The organism is Flavivirga amylovorans (assembly GCF_030540875.1).
GTDB lineage: Bacteria > Bacteroidota > Bacteroidia > Flavobacteriales > Flavobacteriaceae > Flavivirga > Flavivirga amylovorans.
Genome location: NZ_JAUOEM010000004.1, coordinates 383,039 through 405,355, shown reverse-complemented (window position 1 = coordinate 405,355; position 22,317 = coordinate 383,039). Strand labels below are relative to the sequence as shown.

Annotated in this window: 18 protein-coding genes and 2 tRNA genes; 13 read left to right on the top strand and 7 right to left on the bottom strand. The window is 31.1% G+C overall.

Translation table 11 applies throughout. The annotated features are described in order from the left end of the window. The first annotated feature begins 91 nt into the window (after nt 1-91). Nucleotides 92-952: an AraC family transcriptional regulator gene (locus Q4Q39_RS13380; RefSeq protein ID WP_303283016.1), complete on the top strand. Its 861-nt coding sequence runs from the start codon at nt 92-94 to the stop codon at nt 950-952. Nucleotides 953-1,439: 487 nt separating this feature from the next. On the opposite strand, the gene Q4Q39_RS13375 is transcribed toward Q4Q39_RS13380, so the two are convergent. From Q4Q39_RS13375 to mutS, 3 genes are all read right to left on the bottom strand, one after another. Next, nucleotides 1,440-1,523, bottom strand: a tRNA-Leu gene (locus Q4Q39_RS13375). A gap of 26 nt (nt 1,524-1,549) precedes the next feature. Then, nucleotides 1,550-1,621: transfer RNA gene (locus Q4Q39_RS13370), tRNA-Gly, on the bottom strand. 119 nt (nt 1,622-1,740) lie between these two features. Next, the gene (gene mutS, locus Q4Q39_RS13365) at nt 1,741-4,353 is read right to left on the bottom strand and encodes a DNA mismatch repair protein MutS (protein WP_303283015.1); all 2,613 of its coding nucleotides are present in this window, start codon (nt 4,351-4,353) and stop codon (nt 1,741-1,743) included. A 559-nt stretch (nt 4,354-4,912) separates the two neighbouring features. Here mutS and Q4Q39_RS13360 point away from each other — a divergent pair. Then, nucleotides 4,913-5,446, top strand: a complete 534-nt coding sequence (locus Q4Q39_RS13360) for an RNA methyltransferase (RefSeq protein ID WP_303283014.1) — start codon at nt 4,913-4,915, stop codon at nt 5,444-5,446. 119 nt (nt 5,447-5,565) lie between these two features. Here the strand turns inward: Q4Q39_RS13360 and Q4Q39_RS13355 are convergent, their stop codons facing one another. After that, on the bottom strand, nt 5,566-6,885 hold the full coding sequence (locus Q4Q39_RS13355; protein WP_303283013.1) for a beta-helix domain-containing protein: 1,320 nt from the start codon (nt 6,883-6,885) through the stop codon (nt 5,566-5,568). A gap of 51 nt (nt 6,886-6,936) precedes the next feature. Further along, nucleotides 6,937-7,815, bottom strand: coding sequence for a hypothetical protein (locus Q4Q39_RS13350; protein ID WP_303283012.1), 879 nt, complete (start codon nt 7,813-7,815; stop codon nt 6,937-6,939). 223 nt (nt 7,816-8,038) lie between these two features. Between Q4Q39_RS13350 and Q4Q39_RS13345 the strand changes: the two genes are divergently transcribed. From Q4Q39_RS13345 to Q4Q39_RS13335, 3 genes are all read left to right on the top strand, one after another. Then, the gene (locus tag Q4Q39_RS13345) at nt 8,039-8,467 is read left to right on the top strand and encodes a DUF1801 domain-containing protein (protein ID WP_303283011.1); all 429 of its coding nucleotides are present in this window, start codon (nt 8,039-8,041) and stop codon (nt 8,465-8,467) included. A gap of 196 nt (nt 8,468-8,663) precedes the next feature. Next, complete coding sequence (locus Q4Q39_RS13340) at nt 8,664-9,152, top strand: Panacea domain-containing protein (protein ID WP_303283010.1); 489 nt, start codon at nt 8,664-8,666, stop codon at nt 9,150-9,152. Then, nucleotides 9,153-9,668: a hypothetical protein gene (locus tag Q4Q39_RS13335; protein ID WP_303283009.1), complete on the top strand. Its 516-nt coding sequence runs from the start codon at nt 9,153-9,155 to the stop codon at nt 9,666-9,668. It begins immediately after the preceding gene. A 118-nt stretch (nt 9,669-9,786) separates the two neighbouring features. On the opposite strand, the gene folK is transcribed toward Q4Q39_RS13335, so the two are convergent. Beyond that, a complete protein-coding gene (gene folK / locus Q4Q39_RS13330; protein ID WP_303283008.1) occupies nt 9,787-10,917 on the bottom strand; it encodes a 2-amino-4-hydroxy-6-hydroxymethyldihydropteridine diphosphokinase in 1,131 nt (376 codons plus the stop codon). A gap of 194 nt (nt 10,918-11,111) precedes the next feature. Here folK and Q4Q39_RS13325 point away from each other — a divergent pair, with 194 nt between their 5' ends. From Q4Q39_RS13325 to Q4Q39_RS13305, 5 genes are all read left to right on the top strand, one after another. Beyond that, nucleotides 11,112-11,408, top strand: coding sequence for a GIY-YIG nuclease family protein (locus tag Q4Q39_RS13325; RefSeq protein ID WP_303283007.1), 297 nt, complete (start codon nt 11,112-11,114; stop codon nt 11,406-11,408). A 64-nt stretch (nt 11,409-11,472) separates the two neighbouring features. Continuing rightward, entirely contained in the window at nt 11,473-12,177 is a 705-nt protein-coding gene (locus Q4Q39_RS13320; protein ID WP_303283005.1) for a queuosine precursor transporter, read from the top strand. Between the two features lie 134 nt (nt 12,178-12,311). Then, nucleotides 12,312-14,984, top strand: a complete 2,673-nt coding sequence (locus Q4Q39_RS13315) for an AsmA-like C-terminal region-containing protein (protein WP_303283004.1) — start codon at nt 12,312-12,314, stop codon at nt 14,982-14,984. A gap of 207 nt (nt 14,985-15,191) precedes the next feature. Then, nucleotides 15,192-15,386 (top strand): 30S ribosomal protein S21, encoded by a 195-nt coding sequence (rpsU, locus tag Q4Q39_RS13310; protein ID WP_169672274.1) that lies wholly within the window; start codon nt 15,192-15,194, stop codon nt 15,384-15,386. Between the two features lie 186 nt (nt 15,387-15,572). Beyond that, entirely contained in the window at nt 15,573-16,196 is a 624-nt protein-coding gene (locus Q4Q39_RS13305; protein ID WP_303283003.1) for a LysE family transporter, read from the top strand. Here Q4Q39_RS13305 and Q4Q39_RS13300 read toward each other — a convergent pair. After that, a complete protein-coding gene (locus Q4Q39_RS13300) occupies nt 16,193-16,987 on the bottom strand; it encodes a DUF2797 domain-containing protein (protein ID WP_303283001.1) in 795 nt (264 codons plus the stop codon). The genes Q4Q39_RS13305 and Q4Q39_RS13300 overlap by 4 nt on opposite strands. Nucleotides 16,988-17,029: 42 nt before the next feature. Here Q4Q39_RS13300 and Q4Q39_RS13295 point away from each other — a divergent pair, with 42 nt between their 5' ends. From Q4Q39_RS13295 to Q4Q39_RS13285, 3 genes are all read left to right on the top strand, one after another. Next, nucleotides 17,030-18,544: a GH3 auxin-responsive promoter family protein gene (locus Q4Q39_RS13295; protein ID WP_303283000.1), complete on the top strand. Its 1,515-nt coding sequence runs from the start codon at nt 17,030-17,032 to the stop codon at nt 18,542-18,544. 127 nt (nt 18,545-18,671) lie between these two features. Continuing rightward, nucleotides 18,672-20,228 (top strand): OmpA family protein, encoded by a 1,557-nt coding sequence (locus Q4Q39_RS13290; protein ID WP_303282999.1) that lies wholly within the window; start codon nt 18,672-18,674, stop codon nt 20,226-20,228. A gap of 341 nt (nt 20,229-20,569) precedes the next feature. Further along, a complete protein-coding gene (locus tag Q4Q39_RS13285) occupies nt 20,570-22,171 on the top strand; it encodes an OmpA family protein (protein ID WP_303282998.1) in 1,602 nt (533 codons plus the stop codon). The last annotated feature ends 146 nt before the right edge of the window (nt 22,172-22,317 follow it).

Genomic DNA, 22,317 nt, shown 5'->3' with positions numbered 1-22,317 from the left:
ATCAAATATTTAAAAAATAATCAATTAAAATTATATTTATTAGTTTTACAGTTTACATTACTATTAATTCCCCAAAAAAGCATCCTTTATTATGAAAACTATTAAAGAGATAACACCTTTAAAATCAAGCGCTCCATTTGTTATATTAAGGCATAAAAATGCAAAATTCGACTATTCTATTCATTACCATAATGAGTTTGAATTAAATTTAATCACCAATTTTAAAGGAAAAAAAGTAGTAGGCGATGCTATAGAAAAATGCGAATCTGTCGATCTAACATTATTAGGCCCAGATTTAAAACACATCTGGAAATCTGATGAAGAAGTTAGCAATGCAAATGTTACAACAATTCAATTTCAAGAACAATTCTTACCTCCAAAAATTCTTGATTATAAGATATTTAAAGATATAAGGGCATTATTAGAATTATCTAAAAGAGGGATCTCTATCCAGAATCCAACAAAAACTAAAATTGTAAAAAAAATATCAAAACTAAAGGATACTGATCATTTTGGCTCTTTTCTTTTATTTTTAGAAATTTTACATGATTTATCTAAATCTGAGGATAAAAAAATATTAAGTAGTGCTGCTGGTAATAACCTCAATCAGAAAAGTGAAAGCAGGCGAATTACTATAGTTACCAAGTATATTGAGAACAATTACCACAAGCAAATTAAGCTTTCAACATTAGCAGAAATGATTAATATGTCTGAGTCTGCTTTTAGTCATTATTTCAAAAAAAGAACAGGTCAGAGTTTTATAAAATACTTACTTGAGCATAGGCTAAGTATAGTTACTAATCTTTTATCTGAAACAAACAGTCCTATTAGTGAAATTTCATATATGACTGGATTTACCACGTTATCAAACTTCAACAGATCCTTCAAAAAAAAGCATGGTGTATCTCCAAAACAATTTAGAACTAATTATATCAATCAAATAAAGAGGTAAAAGATTATAAACCAGAGGTCTTAAACCCACTTTTGTGGTTCTGTCGCATCTATTAGACCTGAGTCTAACATAATGAATAGCAATAGTTTTCTTGTTTACACTGTCTTATCTGAATCATGAAAAAGATCCCTTATTGTAGATTCTAATAGCGTGTTTGTTCGAACCACTCTTATCCAATATTAATTAATTCAGGTTTGCCATTATTCTCAATAGCTTTAATAAGAAAGGATTGGGTACTCACTCTCTTTCTTCTGGTTAGAAGGAAATCGATGGTATTTCCCTGTTTGTCAATTGCTCGACAACTTAGTCCAAATCTAAATTTAAAAATATACCACCAGAGCAATAATTGATTTAGGAAAACAATGGCCTTTGAACATGACGTTTTCATCCAAAGATATGATCCGTTTTGTTTTTTTAAATTTTAAGAGAATTTATTATATCTGGGGAATAAAAAAAGCCTTTACAAGAAATCTTGTAAAGGCTTTAGTACTGAAGACGGGACTTGAACCCGTACGTCCTAATGGACATTGGATTTTAAGTCCAACGTGTCTACCAATTCCACCACTTCAGCATTGGTATATTTTAAGAAAGTATCAGAGCGAAAGACGGGATTTGAACCCGCGACCCCCACCTTGGCAAGGTGATGCTCTACCCCTGAGCTACTTTCGCAGTCATTTTTAATGAACTTACCTACGTTAAGCAGGCGATGCAATATCGTGATTGCGGATGCAAATTTAAAATATTTCTATTAATTGCAAAGCCTTTTAGTAAAATAAATTTATTTTATTTTACGCCCGCTTTTTTTTGACCAACATTCGCTTAATTTCATTGAGTTTCATAAGCGCTTCAACAGGTGTAAGTGTATCAATATCAGTACATAGTATTTCTTCTTTAATATTCTCCAATAATGGATCATCTAAATTAAAAAAACTTAGCTGCATCTCATCTTCAATAGATTTAACCTTATCTGTTAATTCTTCACTGGAATGAGACTTTTCTAATTTCTTCAAAATCTTGTTTGCACGATGCAATACTTGTTGTGGCATGCCAGCCATTTTAGCCACATGAATACCAAAACTATGCTCACTACCTCCTTCTACTAACTTTCTTAAAAAAAGTACATTGTCTTTTAATTCTTTAACTGATACATTGAAATTCTTAATACGATCAAACGTTCCAGTCATTTCATTTAATTCATGATAATGCGTTGCAAATAACGTTTTAGATTTTGCTGGATGTTCATGTAAATATTCACTAATTGCCCAAGCTATTGAAATACCATCATACGTACTTGTTCCACGCCCTATTTCATCAAGTAACACCAAACTCCTATCTGATATATTATTAAGAATAGATGCGGTCTCATTCATTTCTACCATAAAGGTCGATTCTCCCATAGATATATTATCACTGGCTCCTACTCTAGTAAAAATCTTATCTACTAAACCAATACGAGCCTCATTTGCAGGCACAAAACTACCTATTTGAGCTAATAATACAATTAAGGCTGTTTGACGTAAAATAGCCGACTTACCAGACATGTTAGGCCCCGTAATCATAATAATCTGTTGGGCTGTTCTATCTAAAAACACATCATTGGCAATATAGGCTTCACCTATAGGCAATTGCTTTTCTATGACAGGATGACGGCCATCTTTTATCACTAAATCAAAAGAATCGTCAATAACTGGGTATATATAATTATTGTCTTTAGCTAGTTGAGCAAATCCGCATAAACAATCTAATTGCCCTATTAAATAGGCATTTTGCTGTACTACTTTTATGTATAGGCTCATCCAGGTAACCAATTCTGAAAACAACTGTTGCTCGATGGCCTGAATTTTATCTTCGGCGCCTAATATTTTAGCTTCATATTCTTTAAGCTCTTCAGTAATATACCTTTCTGCATTTACTAAAGTTTGTTTTCTAATCCAGTCTTCGGGTACCTTATCTTTATGCGTATTACGAACTTCAATATAATACCCAAATACATTGTTTGAGGCTATTTTAAGAGATGTAATCCCTGTGCGTTCACTTTCTCGCTCTAGCATATTATCCAAATAGTCTTTCCCAGATTTTGATAAATCTCTCAACTCATCTAATTCTGATGAGAAACCAGGGGCAATACTATTTCCTTTTAATACATTTACAGGAGCATCTTCATTAAGTGTTTCTTTAATTTTTTCACGAAGCACGTCACAACCTTGAAGGTTATCACCGATGGTTTTAAGTGAATCATTATCACAATTCGATGCTAACGACTTTATAGGAACAATAGCTTCTAAAGAATTTTTTAACTGAATAACTTCTCGCGGATTTACCTTACCCGTTGCTATTTTAGAAATGAGTCGCTCTAAATCACCAATGTGTTTAATATGATTTTGTATGTCTTGAAGGACCGTATGTTCATGAGTTAAAAAACTAACGACTTCATGACGCTGTTTAATCTTTTCAGCATTTTTTAACGGCAATGCCAACCACCGTTTCAATAACCTTCCGCCCATAGGTGAAATGGTTTTATCAATCACATTTAAAAGGGTAACAGCATTATTATTAGTCGAATTATAAAGTTCTAAGTTCCTAATAGTGAATTTATCCATCCACACATATTCGTCTTCTGCTATTCTAGAAATAGACGTAATATGTTGTAGTTTGTTATGCTGCGTTTCCGATAAATAATGAAGAATAGACCCCGATGCAATGATGCCTTCGTACAAATCTTCAATACCAAAACCTTTAAGTGTTTTAGTATCGAAATGTTTTATTAATGTTTCATGAGCATAATCCGTTTGATAGATCCAATCTTCCATATAAAATGTATGGAAATCGTCTCCAAACGTTTCATTAAACGTGGTACGTTTCTTCTTAGAGACTAAAACTTCACTAGGTCTGAAATTCTGCAACAACTTATCAATATACTCCGCATTTCCTTGTGAGGTTAAAAACTCTCCTGTAGAAATATCTAAAAACGAAATGCCTATGTATTTTTTATCAAAATAAATCGAACACAAAAAATTATTTGATTTTGAGACTAAAACCTCATCATTTAAAGCAACACCAGGAGTCACCAACTCTGTTACACCACGTTTTACAATTGTTTTGGTTTGCTTAGGGTCTTCCAACTGATCGCAAATAGCTACACGTTCGCCAGCCTTAACCAATTTAGGCAAATACGTATTTAAGGAATGATGTGGAAATCCTGCTAATTCGGTTTCACTTTCACTACCAGCACCACGTTTGGTTAGAATAATTCCTAAAATACCCGCGGTTTTAACAGCATCTTCTCCAAAAGTTTCGTAAAAATCGCCAACACGAAACAACAATAAAGCATCTGGGTACTTTGCCTTAATCGCATTGTATTGTTTCATTAAAGGCGTCTCTTTTTTTGATTTTTTCTTCATTTAATCTTTTTTTTATTTCCGTGAAGACAGAAATCTACCAATAGCAAAGTGGTTTTTAAATGTTATTTTTGCAGATATTGTAAGATTGCTAATGTAGTATTATTTTGATTTTATTTGAAATTCAGATAATAGAAGTTATCTACAATTATGATAAGATTTTAACAATGATTAAGTCAAAAATGTAATTGTCATTGAACTCATCTTGACTTTTTGTTTTTAACCGAACCCGCCTGCCGGACGGGCAGGAATGAGATGAAATTTGTTCAGATGAGGCATTTTTTGCAAGGCATAGCAGTGCTAAGCATAAAAAAAGTAACAAAATATGGGCGAATTTCAGCCATTTTTTAGGAAATAGAAAAAGTCGAGATGAGTTCATTATGAACATTATCGAAAACAAAATATATTTTGTCTGAAGATGCATAGAGAAGCTAAGGAAGAATCTTTTAATTTAACAGATTGCCACGTCCTTCGTCCTCGCAATGACATAAACAATAAGATTTCCACCGAAATTTATCTTGAGCGATAGTCGAAAGACAGAAATGAAAGAAAACAATTTTTAATGCGCAAACTAAAAAATAGTGAATTAGACCGATTGAGTGTCAATGATTTTAAATCGGTAAAAAAAACACCGATTATTATTGTTTTAGACAACATTAGAAGTCTTAATAATATTGGCTCCGTTTTTAGAACGAGTGATGCTTTTTTAATTGAAAAAATCTATCTCTGTGGCATCACAGCTAAGCCTCCTCATAAAGACATTCATAAAACCGCTTTAGGAAGCACGGATACTGTAGATTGGGAATATATTAAAGATACCATGCAATTAGTTGAAATGTTGCAGGCTGAAAGTATAAAGGTGTGTGCTATTGAACAAGCTGAAAACGCTACCATGTTAAATGATTTTAAACCTGAAACTAACACGACTTACGCTTTAGTTTTTGGCAATGAAGTAAAAGGGGTTGCTCAAAATGTGGTTAGTGCTAGCGATACTGTTATTGAGATTCCACAGTTTGGGACTAAACACTCATTAAATATTTCTGTAAGTTGTGGCGTTGTGGTTTGGGATGTGTTCTCTAAGTTGAATAACTCATAGAACACTATGGAGCTAAAATCTAAAAATTTATGTTTAACACCAAATGAACATAAAATGATACCCCTTATAATTCGTTTCTATCATATTTAACTAATAATTCACACAAGGATTTTCAACGATTAATTATTAGTTATTTTTGAACCATTACTCATGGCTATTATTTTGTTTTTAAGCAATCTATAATCTGGCCTTTTACCATTGTTTAAATCAACAAATAATTCGGAAGGATTAGCCTTAGAGTAGGTATTAAAAAAAGAAGGGTTTTTGTACCAGCTTTCTAAATCTTCATTGTTATCGTTAAAATTAAAAAAAACTGTTCCTTTACAATTATTAAAATAGGTATTTTCAATTTGTATCCTTGTCAAACTGGCCTCGTTAATTTTGATATTTTCATCAAGTATTACTGCTTTACTAAAACCAGATATGACACTTCTGTTAATTTTAAAATTTGTGTTTTCTCCTATATATATAGATTCCTTTATCAAGCCTACTTCAACTTCATAATCTAAGTTTTTAGTATCCGTTAAAAGTGTCATGTTGTTTGCTATTACCTCTGTTTCTTCTTTAGTAAAATCGACTTCTTTAACACTATTGTAAGAGACTGCATTAATACATCTAGATTCACCGGATGATATATAAGGTGATCGAACAGCCAATGAGTTATTTATATGACATACTGCCCCATAGCTAAAATTATAATCATTCCCATTAGATTTATATGAAACCATTTTATCCAAGTTAACCTCTCCTCCAATAACGTTAAAGGAGTTGCCCGCAGAATAGCTTACCATGACATTATTTATTGTAGTTTTCGCCCCGACACCACCTAACAATAAAGCATTGGAAGCATGAGACCTTTTCGTTTTTGCTCCTGCATATTCCACTCTTACATATGATATAAATCCAGAGTTGTCTTTTAGTCCCTTTCCTCCAAAATTTGTGTGTTGATAATTTGAGGGTTCAATGTCTGCATAAAAAGAAGTTCCAGAACTTTTCTCTAATTTGTTAGTATGCCCATCTCCAAGTATTATTACACCTCCCCAATCTCCTGCCTTTTTTGTGGTTTCATTTGAAGTAAAAACAATAGGATCGGTTAAAGTCCCTTCGGCTATTATAGCAGCTCCTACAGTAATAGTAAGCGTTGCTTTAGATTTGGAATCTCCCATAATCACTGTTCCTGGTTCTATACTAAGAATGGCATTATTTGTAACAAAAACATTTCCTAACAACAAATAAGTGTGTTTTTTATAAAGTGTTGTATCTTCTGTTATATTGCCAGTCAATGTATGAGTACTTTCTCCGTAATCTACTGTATTGGGCTTAAATTCTGCCCAGGTATTAAACCAATTATTAGTTCCTATGATACCTCTTTCTTGTTGCGCACTAACACTTACAGAAACAACTATTAGCAACCATATTATTTTAGTAAAATTTTTCATGATACATGTTTTTTATTAAAATAGTTCTTTATTAGACTTCATAGAACCTTCTTAACTTTTAACAGAAAAGCCGTTTAAAAAATTATTATCTACCAAATACATTTCTTTAGTTCGCTTATTTTGAATTAATACGCGCTCTTCTTTAGTGTATAATTTCTCTTTAGCTATACGTAAATTTAAAACCGTTTTTTTTGATATTAATTGATCTTTCAAAAACCTATTGGTTGGCTTACTTAATACAAAATACTCACCTACAACCGAGAAATCTCCTGTTATCTCTTCGGGAGGCACTATGTTATTTTGTAACGTATAACCCTTTTTATTTTTTAGGTTTTTAATATCTTTTATTTTCTTAGTATTGGATAATGTCTCTCTTAAAGTTGCAATTGATTCATAAGTAGGTTTTTCTGGAACTTTAATTTTATTATCTAATTTCAATAAAACCTTGTTTAAATGTGCTTTCATATTCTCAGGATTTAAACTAAGAAGTAAAAAACCAGCCTTCATTTCTTTATTTATGTAGCTATCGGAATAAAAAAGATCTTTAATATGATGTTTTGAAGCTAGAATTTGTGCTTCTTTTAAAAGCGTTACTTTATTTCTGAAAGATTTACTTGAGCTATTAAAAGCAACAACTTTACTTTTAATAGTCGATATATCATTAAATCTATCAAGCGTCTTATAATAATCTGCCGCTTTAGAAATACTATCGGCCATGACCTTCTCTAACTCACTTTTTAATTTAGTGTATTCTGGATTTAATGATCCCTCAGTTTTTATATAAGAGACGTCATAAATTTCTGAAGTAGATTGCCCTTTTAACGTTTGTTTTCTAGTGTTGAGCCTGTTAAATTCGTAGTGCTTTTCTTGAGAATACGTATTACAAACCGTTAAAAATATAAGAGCTGACCATATGAAAAGAGTTTTCATAAATTATAAATTAAGTTTAACAAAGTAAATGAGGGTGCCGTCAAATGTATATACTAACCTTCTATAGCCTCAAAAAAATTCGCTTAAATACAAATTTTCTGGTTTAAACGGCTTGCAATATGGTATTTAGTCATGATTTAACTTGATTGAAAAACTTGAAAATCATAACTTCGTTTATCAATGTACCTATTAGGGTATCGTATATTTTCGAAACTAAAACTGAATGACACATTTAGAAGTAAAAACAGATCCTAGAGTTGAATCAATTTTCAATAATTACCCTGATTCCGTTAGAAAGAAAATGACAAACCTTCGGGAATTGATTGTTGAAACTGCAAATGACATAGAAGGAGTAACCCATCTGGAAGAAACGCTTAAATGGGGAGAACCAAGTTATTTAACCAAAAAAGGGAGCACCATTAGAATAAATTGGAGCTCTAAAAACCCCGATCAATATGCTATGTATTTCCAATGTACTAGCAGGTTGGTCTCTACATTCAGAACCGTTTATAAAAACACACTAGATTTTGAAGGCAAAAGAGCCATCATTTTACAACTACATAAAGAACTTCCTAAAGAGCCATTAAAAAATTGTATTGCTGTAGCTTTAATATATCATAAAGTGAAGCACCTACCTTTGTTGGGAATGTAGGCACTTAACAGATTTTAATTTGTAGCTTTTTGTTTACAATTTTATTTGGTTCTAAGCTTACAAAGTTATAACTTCGCCTATCAATCAATTTAATTCATTAAAACGGAATTATATCTTAAAATTGGCAGTAAGCTGGAAAAACATTACTAATAGAATAATTTTAGGTTAAGATTTTAATATTCATTACTTTTGCAAAATGAAAGCGACAGCATTAGGACATATAATAACTGACTATGTTAATAGTAAAGGAGTAACTGTATCACCGAAAAAATTACAGAAACTTGTTTATTACATAGAAGCTTGGCATTTAGTTCATTTCGATTCTGAATTAATAGACGAAAATTTTGAAGCTTGGGTTCACGGACCAGTAGTTCCTGAATTATATCAAGATTTAAAAAAATTTGGATATAATGATATTCAAGTAATTAATGATGAGCTTGACTCTTCAGAAGAAAGAATCGAGAAAGTCGCTAAAGAAAATAATTTAACTGAAGACCAAATTGAACTTATTTATTCAGTATTAAACAAGTATGGGACTTTAAGTTCGTTTGAGCTCGAAATGTTAACTCATAGTGAGCAACCTTGGATTGAAGCAAGAAAAGGTTTTCCACCTCACGAAAGATGCACAAATATTATCCCAAAAGATAGAATGAAAGAATTCTATTCTGCTCAATTGATTGCATAAATGGCTAAAAAGAGTAGGAAAAAAGGATTTGAAATTCCAGATCCTAAAAATCAACTCGAAAGTGCAATAAATTCATTGTCCAAATATAAAGTCGGTGAGCAAGGCATCCCTTTTCATTCTGTGAAAAATTTAAAGCCAATTTTCGCATTTGATTATTTGTCTCTCAACGAAACAGAATTGTGCTTTAATGTTAAGTCCAATGACCGAGAAGATTTATTGGGCTTTTTAGAAGGTTTAAAAAAAGTTTCATGTTTCACTTATGAAAAAATGCGTTTGACGAAAGCGTTAAGATTTCACTCTATTAATTTATTAGACAAAAAAGTCAATTTAAACCCTTCTGATTTTCTTAAAGTATTAGCACCAAGCTATCGTGGAATGACAGAAGATGAACTTCCCACACTTTACCAATTTGACTTACAATATAAAATCGAAGCACGTGCTGTCGGATTTTTATATAAGGGAGTTTTTTATGTAGTTTGGTATGACCGAAATCACATAATATACCCAAAAAAATAAAACCTACCGCCTACTTAGGAAAGTCCTAGCGGATTTTCTATTCAGTTTTTATTTGCTGAATTAGGTACTTAACCGTGCAATAAACCATATACAAACACGATAAACGGAACCCCAAAAATCACTCCCCACAAATCTCACCCAAAAGCCACAAGTAATCCAATCTATTATCAACAAAATCCTTATTCGAAATATCAATGATTTTCACATTAAAATCAGGTTGTGATTTTAAAAAATCTAAATACCCTGCATTAATCTTTTCTAAATAGTCGTTTTCAATATTCTGTTCGTAATCACGTCCCCGCTTTTTAATATTCTCTTGTAAACGTTCAGTATTTTGATATAAATAGACATACAAATCGGGTTTTGCGATCTCTTTGTACATTAAGTAAAATAACTTCCTATACAACTTAAACTCATCTTCCTGCAATGTGATTTTCGAAAAAATGAGTGATTTAAAGACATCGTAATCACTCACAATAAAATCTTTAAACAAATCGAGTTGTGATAAATCGTCTGATATTTGCTGATAACGGTCCGCTAAAAAAGACATTTCCAAAGGAAAGGAATAACGAGTAGGGTCTTCATAAAATTTAGGCAAAAACGGGTTATCGGCAAAACGTTCTAAAATAAGCTTCGCATTGAAATCATATGCTATTTTATTTGCCAAACTAGTTTTACCAGCACCAATATTACCTTCAACAGCAATGTAATTGTACTTAGAAAAATCAAAAGATTTTCTTGGATTTTTCAACCAAATATTAATAGGTTCTAAAACACTTTCATCATCACACTCCTCTAACAAAACCGACACTTCCTTATCTAGTTTTGGATGTTTTACTTTAGACGCTATATTATGAAGTGGTAATAATACAAACTTACGTTTTTCCATTTCTGGGTGTGGCACTTGGAGTGTTTTAGTTTCAATAATACGATCTTCTGCAAAAAGAATATCTAAATCAATAACACGTGCTTCATAGTCTTCAGAATCTTTCCTAGTACGCCCCAAGTCCTTTTCAATAGTCAATAAAACCTGTAGTAATTTTTTAGGATCAAGGTGACTTTCTAAAACCAGACAAGCATTAAAAAAATCATCACTTTCAAATCCAAAAGCAGGCGATTTATATACTTTGGAAATCAATTTTATATTGCCTGCTCTAACATGTATTAAATCAATAGCATTTTGCAGGTTCTTAAGTTTATCTCCCTTATTACTGCCTAAAGCAATATGAAATGTTGTTGGTTTTATCATAAGTATTGGCAAAATAACTAAAACAATTTTTAATCGTTTATATTTACCTTGGTGATTTATTCACAAATTGTCTCGAAGTACTTCAAAAAATCGAAATACTCGAACAGACATGAATAGAGTTAGCATGTCACTTCGAGTAATTTTTCGAAACTAAATGAAGAAAAATTGTATCGAGAAGCTTTACTTCTATAAATATGAAAATTTATTATGTTTATATTTTAAAATGTTCCGACAAAAGTTATTATACGGGTATAACATCTAATTTAACTAAACGTATTGTAGAACATAAATCCGGAAAACACATGGATAGTTACACTTATAAACGCCGACCAATAAATTTAGAATTTTATGCCAAGTTCACAAATGTTGATTTAGCAATACAAACTGAAAAGCAAATTAAAAAGTGGTCCCGAGTTAAAAAAGAGGCTTTAATTAAAAACGAGTTTGAAAAGCTTCCTAACTTAGCCAAAAAGAAATTTAGTAAGAATTAGTTCTCGATACATCTCGCTTAGGCGAGACACTCGAACCGACATAACCCTTTTATTAACAAATTGTATGACACTAAAAGACAAACTTGCTGCTCAGCGTATCTACATACTTCTTGGTGCTTTATTTATAACATCCTTGGTGGTATCAAATCTCATTTTTCAGAAGTTTTTTTATTGGTACCCATTAGACATTGAAATTTTCGGAAGCAAGCTTTTTGAAATCTCTGTTGGTATTTTACCCTACCCTATCACTTTTTTAATCACCGATTTAATTAGTGAAATTTATGGTAAAAAGCGTGCTAATGATGTTGTAGTAACAGGTATTTTCGCTTCACTTTTTTCACTTTTAATAATATTGGTTGCAGACAGCGTTCCTGCCACAAGCTGGTCTTACGTTAAAGACGATATGTTTAATACGGTTTTTGGTAATTCTATTATTGCTGTGTTTGCAAGTATGCTCACCTATTTATTTGCACAATTTGTAGACATTCAAATTTACCATTTTTGGAAACGACTCACTAAAGGCAAACACCTTTGGCTACGAAATAATTTTTCTACTTGGTTTTCTCAATTTGTAGATACGTTTACTATAGTAACCTTATTATGCTCTTTTGGTATTATCGACTGGTCGAATTTTAAAGGTTTATTAATTAGTGGGTTTTTATTTAAGGTTTTTGTTGCAGCTTGTGATACACCTTTTCTATATTTGGGCGTTTATTTGTTTAGAAGACGTTTCAACTTAAAAGTGAACGAAGAAATTGATCTACTTTAAAACCTTAATAATAAATTTATATTAAATAAAAACAAGTATCATCTTTCTAATGCCATTTTTACGTATATTCATAACGTGTTCAATATCAACACTCCACTAATCTATTCATAACCAAAAGTAAAAACACCTACACCATGAAAAAAGCTTTAAAAATATTAAGTATTACTTTGCTAATCATACTAGCCCTTTTAATTGCTATTCCTTTTGCTTTTAAAGGGCAAATTAAAGACATGGTAAAACAGTCTATAAATGACAACTTAAATGCGCAAGTAGAATTTAGCGATGTGAGTTTAAGTTTTTTAACAAGTTTTCCCCAAGCACATGTCTCTGTAACTGATTTGGTGATCACTAATTTTAAGCCTTTTAAAGATGAGACCTTCCTAACATCAAAGAATATTGCGCTTACAATGTCTATTAAAGAATTGTTTAAAATGTCAGGCGGAGACCCCATTATAGTAAACTCTATTACTGTTGATGAAACCTTACTAACGCTTAAAACAGATAAATTCGGCAACACTAATTATGATATCGCTAAAAAAGATGAAGAAAATACATCAACCGAAATAGAAACAGAAACAAGTGGCTTTTCTTTTGATATTGAAAATTATAGCATCAACAATAGTGCTTTGGCGTATATAGATGAAGGATCGAAAATGACCGTTTACATATCTGAACTTAATCATGAAGGTAAAGGTATCTTTTCCGCAGAAACGTCAGAACTAGATACAAAAAGTGAAGCAAATATTAGTTTCTCTATAGATAGCAGCACCTATTTAAGCAATAATCCTATTAAACTTGATGCCATAATAGGATTAGATCTAGCAAATAACAAATACACTTTTAAAGATAATAAGGCGCTTATAAATAAATTACCTCTAGAGTTTCATGGCTATGTACAGCAATTAGAAAATGGCCAAGAAATAGATATTACTTTCGGAAATCCTGAAACATCTTTCAAGAATTTCTTAGCAGTTATTCCTGAAGAATTTTCAAAAAATATTGAAGGTGTTCAAACTACGGGTGATTTTAAAGTAAAAGGTATTGTTAAAGGTTTAAGTTCTGAAGAAACAATTCCTACGTTAGATATTAGTTTAACATCGAACAACGCGTCTTTTAAATATCCCGATTTACCAAAACGTGTAAAAAACATTACTATAAATACAGTTATAAAAAATACCACAGGACATGTTGATGATACTTATGTTGATATTAAAGCACTTAATTTTAGTATAGACGAAGATATGTTTAAATCGTCTGCTTCTTTAAAAAATATTGCTAAAAACATGTCTGTAAATGCCAGCATTGATGGCTCTTTAAATTTAGCAAACGTAACTAAAGTATATCCTGTTGAATTAGAAAATACATTAACCGGTACCTTAAAAGCAACTATTAACACTGCTTTCGACATGAATGCCATTGAGACAAATACTTACGAACGTATAAAAAATAATGGCTCTGCTAGTATTAGCGATTTTGTATTTTCTTCGGAAGATATTGTAAATCCGATTCATATTTTTGAAGCGAATATGTCTTTTAACCCAGGAACGGTTTCCCTTAATAGCTTTAAAGCCAGGACTGGGAATAGCGATATAAATGCGTCTGGTACTATTAAAAGTTTATTAGGCTTTTTATTAAGTGATAATACGCTTCAAGGGTATTTTAATGTGAATTCTACTTTTTTTAAAGTAAGTGATTTTATGTCTGAAGATGAAACCGCCTCAACAAATAATAAAACTACTAGCGATAGTGAATCGTTAAAAATTCCGGCTTTTTTAGATTGCACTATTAATGCCAATGCAAAAACGGTACTTTATGATAATTTAAATTTAAAAGATTTAAAAGGCACGCTTATAATTAAAGATCAGCGAGCAACACTTAAAGATATGACCTCAAATTTATTTGATGGTGCTTTAGCTATTTCTGGAGATGTTTCTACAAAAAACGAAACACCTACTTTTAATTTAAATTTAGGTGTAGATGGTTTTGATATTAGTCAGTCATTTAAAGAATTAGAACTTTTAAGGAGTCTTGCTCCTGTTGCCAAAATACTTCAAGGAAAACTAAACACCAATATTAATTTGGCAGGTCATTTAGATAGTGAATTTTCACCTGAATTAAGCAGTGTTTCTGGTGATGCCCTTGCTGAATTATTAACGACTAAAATTAATGAAAATAAAGGCGAATTATTTAATCAGCTAGAAGGTTCCTTAAGTTTTATAGATTTTGATAAATTAGATTTGAAGGCTCTTAAAACGACATTAGAATTCGCAGATGGAAAAGTTAGTGTAAAACCATTCCAATTAAAATACGACGATATTACTATTGATGTTTCGGGATCTCACGGTTTTGATAAAAAACTAGAGTACAGTGCCGTTTTTAATGTACCTGCTAAGTACTTAGGAAGCGATGTTAATCAATTAATTGGTAAAATTAATGATGAGGACGCAAAAAATATAACAATTCCTGTTACTGCTAACATTGGAGGTACATATACAAAACCTTCGGTAAAAACAGATTTAACAAGCGGTGTTAAAAACCTAACAAAGCAACTTATAGAAATTGAAAAACAAAAAGCGCTCAATAAAGGTAAAGACAAAGTAAAAGATTTGATTAGTGGCGTTATTGGTGGGAATAAAAGCAAAACCGACTCTATAAAAAAAGAACAAAGCAGCTCAGTTGAAAAGGTTTTAGGAGATATTATTAAAAGCAAAAAAACACCAAAAGATTCTACCAAAACAGACGCTACGAAAGATGCCGTAAAAAATGCTCTTGGTGGTTTATTAGGTGGTAGGAAGAAAAAAGGTTGATACAAAAAAATAAATCCGTATTTTTGCACATTATTTTAAATAAATCCTTTTTTATTAGGATACTAATTTAAAAAAGTTATTATTGTTATTAACCACTTCTATGAATTTAATAAAACGAATAGCATGGTTAAAACATACTTTAAAAAACAAAGTATTAAAAACGTATTTGCGGATAGTCCTAAAAACGAACGAATTTAAAAATCACACATGCTAAAGATTATTATTAAAGAAGGTGAAAATATTGAGCGTGCCTTAAAACGCTACAAAAGAAAACACAGAAACATTAAAGTTATGCAAAACTTGAGAGATGGTCAGTTTTTCACAAAACCATCTGTTAAGAGACGTCGCGAAATTCAAAAAGCTGCGTATATTCAAAACTTAAGAGATCAAGAAGATATTTAGAATTCCCTATTATAAAAAAGCCGCATTTGATTTAAAACAAATGCGGCTTTTTTATTGCAATAATTTCAAGATCATATTTTAACAAATTGAAAAAGTCTAAATGAGTTCAGTATATAACATCTTCAAAAAAGCGCATTCTTATTAAAATTCATGTAAGCTTTTAAGTTTAATCACTACAAAAGCTTTATGATTTCAATCTATTTATTAATAGGCATATTAGCTGCTATTCTTGGAGCGCTTCCTTTAGGCGCTTCTAACATTGCTGTTATTAATACAACTTTGAAGCAAAATGCAAAGAAAGCTTTTAAAATTGCCGTTGCTGCTGGAATTGCAGAAGTCATGTTATCATATTACGCCTTACATTGCAATCTAGAGGTCAAAGATTTTTTTAATAATAATTTATGGGTACAAATAACCGTTGCCTTACTTTTATTTGTTGCTGGCATTTATTTATTCTTTAAAAAGCAATCTGAAAGAAAACCAAAAAAAAGAACGATAACACAATCTAAATATGCGACTGGTTTTTTTCTTGGTATATTAAACCCTCCTGTCTTAATCTATTGGGTCATCGCTTTTGGGATTATAAATAACAATGATGTCATGTTATCATTACAGTCATCATTCTCCGTACTATTTTTATTTTTTTGTGGCGTTTACTTAGGCAAGTTACTCACCTTGTACTCTTATAGCAGGTTTAGCATATTGATTAAAAACAAGGTTCAAAACATATCACTTGTTATCAATAAAGTAACTGGTGTTTTATTAATCGTTATTGCTTTTGTACAAGCTGCGAAATTGTATGTCGTTTAATTAATAGTGATATTAACAACCAATCCCTCATTAGCACGAACATTAAAAACAGTTTCATCTTCAAAAATAAGGTACTGCCCTTTTATGCCAACCAATTTGCCTGAATACTGTTGTTGTTTAACTATATTTAAACTTTTAGGCTTTTCAGGGTATTTATGTACTGGAAACTCTAAATTAGTTTCTGTGTTTGCTTCAATAAAATAATCTTTAGCTTCATCAGGGATATACTGCTTTAAACGTCCACGCCACTCTACTAAACTTTCATCCTTAATATCATTTTTAAGCATCTTTCTCCAGTTCGTTTTATCTGCTACATAATCTTTCAAAGCAACCTCAGTAATACCTGCTAAATAACGATTAGGAACCTCAACAATTTCAATAGCCTCATGAGCCCCTTGATCTATCCAACGTGTTGGCACTTGGTTTTTTCTTGTAACGCCAACTTTTACATTGCTTGAATTTGCTAAATACACAATATGCGGCTGTAACTGAGCGCGTTTTTCAAATTCTAAATCCCGATCTTCCTTACCTAAATGAGCTGTACTTAACTCAGGACGCATAATCCAATCGGCAGCTTGAGGCACTTCGTAAAAGCACTGTTTATCAAACCCTTGTCTAAAAATAGGCTTATCTAATCCGCAGTTTAAACACTGATATTTAACAAATTGAATCGTCATGCTTTTATTCAATAGTTGGTTCATGTTTAAAAAATCATTTTCAAACACCAAATAGTATTGAATTGGATTAGCAAACTCTGTTTCCATTTTTGTTAAAACACCTTGGTAAGTCATAAAAAAAAGTATTATTTTTAAAATCTTAAAGATAAAATAAATATGCCAATACCTATAGTAAATTCGATTGCTTCTTGGTTCTTAAAAAAACGATTCCATCAAATAGAATTGTTTTTAAAATACCCTAACGAAGTACAAAACGAGTTACTATTAAGCCTTATAGACATTGCTAAAGACACTGAAATTGGCAAAAAATACGATTTTTCTACAGTAAAAAACTACAGGACATTTTCTGAACGCGTTCCCATTAAAAATTATGATGGCTGGCAAGATGTTATTGAACGGTCCAGAAAAGGTGAGACCAATATTTTTTGGCCCAGTCCAATAAAATGGTTTGCAAAATCTAGCGGTACTACCAGAGCAAAAAGTAAGTTTATTCCAGTAAGTATAGAATCGCTTGAAGATTGTCATTACGCCGCTGGTAAAGATTTATTATGCATGTATCTTAATAATAATGAAGACTCACAATTGTTTACTGGAAAGAGTTTACGATTAGGGGGCAGTAAAGAATTATACAAAGAAAACGGTACTGTGTTTGGTGACTTATCTGCTATTTTAATTGATAATATGCCTTTTTGGGCAGAATTTAGTAGTACACCAAGTAATAAGGTTTCTTTAATGAGCGATTGGGAACATAAAATGCAAGCCATTGTAAATGAAACCATAGATGAAAATGTAACAAGTCTTGCTGGTGTTCCTTCATGGATGCTTGTACTACTCAACAACGTTTTGGATACTACTGGAAAAGAAAGTCTTCGTGACATCTGGCCAAATTTAGAAGTCTATTTTCATGGAGGGGTTAGCTTCACACCATATAAAGATCAGTACAAAAAAATTCTTCCTGAAACCGATTTTAAATATTATGAGATTTATAATGCTTCGGAAGGGTTTTTCGCTATTCAAGATCAAAACAACTCTGATGAATTATTATTGATGCTGGATTATGGTATTTTCTATGAATTTATTCCTATGAATATTTATGCTACTTCTGAAGAAAGAGCGATTCCTTTAAGTGATGTCCAACTTAATAAAAATTATGCTGTAATAATTACTACTAATGCTGGATTATGGCGTTATAAGATTGGTGACACTGTTCGGTTTACATCATTAAGTCCCTATAGAATAAAAGTATCTGGTAGAACCAAACATCATATTAATGTTTTTGGAGAAGAGCTAATTATTGAAAATGCCGAAAACGCATTAAAAAAGGTATGTAAACGTACCAAAGCCGAAATTGTAGATTTCACAGCTGCTCCTATATTCATGAAAGACAAAGAAAAAGGAGCTCATGAATGGCTTATTGAATTTAAAACACCTCCTAAAGACATCCATTATTTTAATGAATTATTTGATAATGCTCTAAAGGCATTAAATTCTGACTACGAAGCTAAACGTTATAATAATTTAACACTTAACAAACCCAAAATTAATATAGCCAGAGAACATTTGTTTTATGATTGGCTGAAACAAAACAATAAACTGGGTGGACAACATAAAATACCTCGACTTTCTAACACGAGGGATTATATGGATGAGCTATTACGTTTAAACGAATAATTTTGTAGGTTTTTTATTATTCACAAAGCGCTTGGTCGATTAATATTGTTTATTATCTTCAAAAATTATATTTTTAAAGTGTTGATAACAAGTTTAATAGCATCACAAACCTACAATAGCCCCTCAGATGAAAACTTATTTTTTAATTATCCTATGCCTTCAATGTACCCTTTTATTTAGCCAACCTACTAAACTTACTATAGGAACTAATGGCTTTCAGTTTAAAATTTCCGATACTGGTATTAATACTAAATTCTCAGAAATTGGATCTGGTTTTTTTAAAGACAAGCTTATCATGGTATCTTCAAAAAAAATTGGAGCATTAGCAAAAATAGACCCCAATACAAATGAAGCCTATAAGGAACTATATTGTTTAGATACTTTAGGTAAAGGGATTTTAGCTAATCCGTTGTTATTTTCAAGAATTTTAAATACAAACGATAGTGAAGGTCAAATTTCTTTTTCACCAAATCAAGAAACGGTCTACTACTCTAGAAGCAGTAAAACAAACTCTTTAGAGTTTAAACTTTACAAAGCTATTTTAGAAGAAGGTTCACACGGCAATTGGGTTAACGAAAAACTGTTAAGTATTAACAAAGAAAACGTATCCATAGAAAACCCTTTTGTTAACGCTAAATGCGATAAACTATATTTCTCTGCTAACATGCCTAATGCCATTGGCGGTTATGACATCTACGTTTCTAATATTAATCCTGATGGCACTTTAGCGACTCCTAAAAATTTAGGTGAAAAAATAAATACTCCTTTTGATGATAAGCACCCATATGTTTCTATGGATAATGCGTATTTATTCTTTTCCTCAAAAGGCCACAAGGGCATGGGAGGGTTTGATTTCTTTGTTAGTGAAATTTCAAGAGATGGTTATAAAACTCCTATAAATATGGGTAATACTATCAATTCAAGGTATGATGAAGTTGCTTATTTTAATATAAACAAAAGTGCAGGATATTTTTCATCAAATAGACCAAACGGAAAAGGTGGTTTCGATATTTATTACTTTACTACGAATCACATCAAACAAACCATTGAAGGTAAAATTTTAGATTTTAACACTAAGGCTATATTACCCAATACCATCGTTATTCTAAAAGATAGAAATCAAAAAGAAATTGAACAGTTAGTTACAAGCAAAGATGGTACTTATAGATTTGATGTTGCTCCATTAGAGTCTTACACAATTACAACTAAAAAAAGGTGCTTTAAAGATGGCTCATTTGATTTTGCATCGTATAAAAGTGAAAACACAACTTATAACAAGGATTTAGAAATAATCGCTACAAATCCCATAACAGAAGCGACTAATGAATTTAAAATGATAACTAAAAACATATATTTTGACTTTGCTAAACATAGTATAAAAAAAGAATCGTATGCCACCTTAAACAAAATAATAGAAGTACTCAACAATCATCCAAAAACAAGATTAGCAATTAATGCGCATACCGATAATAAAGGCTCTGACACCTTTAATTTAAGTCTATCTAAAAAACGAGCTAAATCAGCTTTAAATTATTTAATTAAAAATGGTATTTCAAAAAATAGACTTTTGTCTAAAGGTTATGGAGAAAGTAAACCATTAATTGATTGCAAAAATTATTGTTCTAAAAAAGACTTACAAACTAATAGGCGCGTTGAATTTGTTATTTTAAGTACTACTCCATAAAATATACTTTAAAACAATTTCATCTTGAAAAAGTGGTATTAGAATAATTGGGCATCTAAAAGTTAGATTCACTTTTATCCTTTTCTAAAAAAGACATGAATTATATAATTACAAATATTTTAATTTCACATATAAAAAATTCAATAACAGATAGTTGTAAATATAGCTACTTAAATTTGTTATCACACTAGAACAACAAAAGGTCTTTTTTTTACTAGAACTCTCAATAAAGTAATTGGTAAACGAATTAAATAGCTATTCATCTAAGAAATTTTCAAAAACTAAGGTTCAGGATTACATTTAACATCCATTTAATTTTAATCTCTCTAATCCCTCAAAAGATGAAAACTAAATTATCTTTTTTCATTTTCCTTATCTCTAACATTATACTTAGTCAAGGACCTTCTAATTTAATAGCATCGAATAATTTTTCTTTTAACAATTCACGTTCATCATTAAACTCCATTGATGCTAACGGATTTGAGTTCGAACTTTTAGACGCTGGTGTTAATACTAAATATTCCGAAATTGGATCTGGTTTTTTCAGAAATAAACTTATTATGGTGTCCTCAAAAAAACTTGGAGGACTAGCAAAAATAGATCCTAATACGAATGAAGCGTATAAAGATTTATTTTGCCTAGACATTGATAAAAATGGTTCATTAAGCTTACCGCTTTTGTTTTCTAGAATACTAAACACAAAAAACAGTGAAGACCAATTAACATTTTCTCCAGATCAAAAAACAGTGTATTATACCAGGAGTTCTAAAGAAAACTCAATGGAGTATAAATTATATAAAGCTATTTTAGAAGAAGATTCTCATGGTAATTGGATTAATGAAGCCCTTTTGAGTATTAATAAGACAAATGTTTCAATAGAAAACCCTTTTGTAAGTCCTAAAGGTGATAAATTATATTTTTCGGCAAATATGCCAGAATCTATTGGGGGTTACGACCTCTACGTTTCAGACATAAATGCAGATGGTACTTTAAGTACCCCTAAAAACCTAGGAGATAATATTAATACACGCTCAGATGAAAAATATCCATCCCTTTCTATAGATTCAAAATATTTATATTTCTCTTCAAAAGGACATAACAATATAGGTGGATTTGATCTTTTTACGAGTAAAATTTTAAGTAACGGGTATAAAACTCCAAGAAATATGGGGAACACCATTAATACGCGATATGATGAAGTTGCTTATTTCTTAGCTGCTAAAAATAAAGGCTATGTATCTTCTAACAGACCAAATGGAAAAGGTGGTTTCGATATTTATACAGCTACTAATGATGAAATAATTCAAACAATAAAGGGTCAGGTTTTAGATTTAGAAACCAAAATAAAACTCCCTAATACCTTAGTTATTTTAAAAGACGAAGAAGGTAAAGAAATTTCAAGACAACGAACTAAAACTAATGCTAGTTATAGCTTTCATGTGACTCCTTTTGAATCGTATAGCATTACAACTCAAAAGGACGGATTTAAAGATGGTGATTTTAAATTTGAAGCGACTAGAGCTTACAATACTTCATACACTAAGGATTTAGAATTACTCACTACAGAACCTGTTATCGCAAAAGTTGAAGACGAGTTAAGAATTGTTCTAGAAAACATATATTTCGATTTTAACAAATGGGGCATCAAAGAAGAGTCTTTTATTTCTTTAAACAAAGTTCTTAAAGTTTTAAAGGAACACCCAGAAATGAAATTAGTTATTAATGCGCACACTGATAACAAAGGTCGAGATTCTTATAATTTAAACTTATCTAAAAAACGTGCTGCATCTGCAGTAACTTATTTAATAAACAACGGTATTAATAAAAACAGATTACAATCTAGAGGGTATGGTGAAACCAAACCAAAGATTGATTGTAAAAATGATTGTACCGACGAAAATTTACAAGCTAACAGGCGTGTGGAATTTGTTATTTTAGAATAACGAAGAGTTTATAAACTTTATAACACGTTCTTAATTCCGATTAAATACAACAGTAAAAGTTTTTAAACGAGTATTTTGTCTAATCATCTAAAAGGCAAAAAAAACCTTTGTGCATGATCTAATTAAGTATACTTTTAAAAAGTTTT